The following is a 1,733-nucleotide window of genomic DNA, read 5'->3' on the forward strand; positions in this document are numbered from 1 at the left end:
AAAAGAAGGCATTCCTTTTTAGGAAATAAAACTATAAGAGAATTTGAATTAGATATGTATAACCAGAAACTGGCAGCTTAGTCATTCAACTTAAAGTCCAATTTTTTGTTGCAAGTCCAGTTTGTCTTATTTCATATTCCTCCATTGGAACAGACTCAAAGTTATATCTTTTGTAAAATCGGTTATCTCGACTTAAATGAGGTGCGTCAATACTTGATGGAATTTGGACAACATAGACAGATTCTTTCAAGTTTCCGTTGTTTCGGATAGGAAAGATTTTTAATCCATCAATGTTTCTTTTTATCGTTGTGCTTATTATTTGCTCTAACCATTCTTTGGTGTAAACAGTTCCATCGACAAATGCGAAACTATCTGCCTTATGATTTTTTTCCGAAATTCCATAAATAATGATTCCTCCATCTGAATTTGCAAATGCAGAAACATCTTTAGAAACTTCTTTTTTCTTTAAATCTGTTTTTGAAAGTGCTTCTCCTGATTTGAATTCAATGTGAATAGATTCTTCAATTTCATTTTCTATGAATGAAGTTAAAGTCTCAATATTATATTCTTCTAATTTATGTAAGTCAGTCATTTTCTATGGTCGGGTCATATTGCATACAACGGTTTTGTGTATGGCTCGTTGCGTGTAAATTAGCGATTATTTTTCGGTTGAGCCACAAGCCAGATTTTTAAATTTTACTATTTATCTTTTTAGTTGGAAATCGTCAAATTTAAAAATTTGGCGACTTTCCAAATACGCCTTATTTTCGGTTTAAGCAACTGAATAGCAATGAGCTATACACGTTGTTGTGGTTAGTGCTTTTTTTCATTTGCTTAATTTCAAAATCCGAAATGCACCTTGGATTACCAAAGCAAAAACGATTGTTCCGATAATCAAATCAGGTTTATTCGAACTCAACCAATTTACCAAAACTCCTGCAATAATCACTCCCAAATTGATAATCACATCGTTAGAGGTAAAAATCATACTCGCTTTCATATGAGCCTCGTTTTTACTCTTTGATTTTTGCAAAATGTAAAGACAAATTCCGTTTGCGATTAGTGCAAAAATTGAAACGATAATCATTGTTGAAAAGTCTGGAAGTTTCTCGGCTCCAAAAAATCTTCTTAACACTTCCACAAATCCGATTATCGCAAGTGTTATTTGAAAATATCCCGCAATTTTGGCAATCCGCTTTTTTCTAATCAACGTTCCACCAACTGCAAATAAGCTAATTCCGTAAACGAAACTGTCGGCAAGCATATCCAAACTGTCCGCAACCAATCCCATTGATTTTGAAATCAGTCCTGTAGCCATTTCGATTATGAAGAAAGCAAAATTTATGGCAAGTACAGACCAAAGTAGCTTTTTTTGGTTTGCGTTTTCTTTAAATTCCGATTGGTTAGTTTGTTCAGTCGAGATTTTCTTTCCGCCTAAATTAAGTTCGAGTACGGACTTTTCGATTTGGTCAATTTGTCCGCTGTGAAAAACGGTCAGTTTTCGGTTTGGGATGTCAAAGTCCAAATTCGCAATACTTGAAATTCCGTCCAATTTCATTCGGATTAGATTTTCCTCGGAAGGACAATCCATTTTGGTAATTTCAAATATCGTTTTGTTCATTCAGTTTCGTTGGTTTTTCGCATTAACCACAACGGTCTCGTATAACCGTCAGTTACGGGATTAAAGTTACTAATTTTCGGTTAAGCGCTGACGTTAGCAATTCCGAGTGGAT

2 protein-coding genes are annotated in these 1,733 nt (G+C 34.3%); both read right to left on the reverse strand.

All coding sequences use genetic code 11. From position 1 onward, the window contains the following. Positions 1–85: 85 nt before the first annotated feature. Positions 86–592: a helix-turn-helix domain-containing protein gene (locus tag K7G79_RS14635; protein WP_223552340.1), complete on the reverse strand. Its 507-nt coding sequence runs from the start codon at positions 590–592 to the stop codon at positions 86–88. Positions 593–826: 234 nt separating this feature from the next. Then, positions 827–1,621 carry a cation transporter gene (locus tag K7G79_RS14640; protein ID WP_223552341.1) on the reverse strand — a complete coding sequence of 265 codons (795 nt, stop codon included), beginning with the start codon at positions 1,619–1,621 and terminating at the stop codon, positions 827–829. Positions 1,622–1,733 lie beyond the last annotated feature (112 nt).

Origin of the sequence: Aestuariivivens sp. NBU2969, from assembly GCF_019931125.1 — a bacterium.
In the GTDB taxonomy this organism is placed as follows: Bacteria; Bacteroidota; Bacteroidia; order Flavobacteriales; family Flavobacteriaceae; genus Aestuariivivens; species Aestuariivivens marinum.

Bases quoted from the DNA above. Each gene is read 5' to 3' on its own strand.
- K7G79_RS14640 (WP_223552341.1), bottom strand. From the start codon at position 1,621: ATGAACAAAACGATATTTGAAATTACCAAAATGGATTGTCCTTCCGAG.
- K7G79_RS14635 (WP_223552340.1), bottom strand. From the start codon at position 592: ATGACTGACTTACATAAATTAGAAGAATATAATATTGAGACTTTAACT.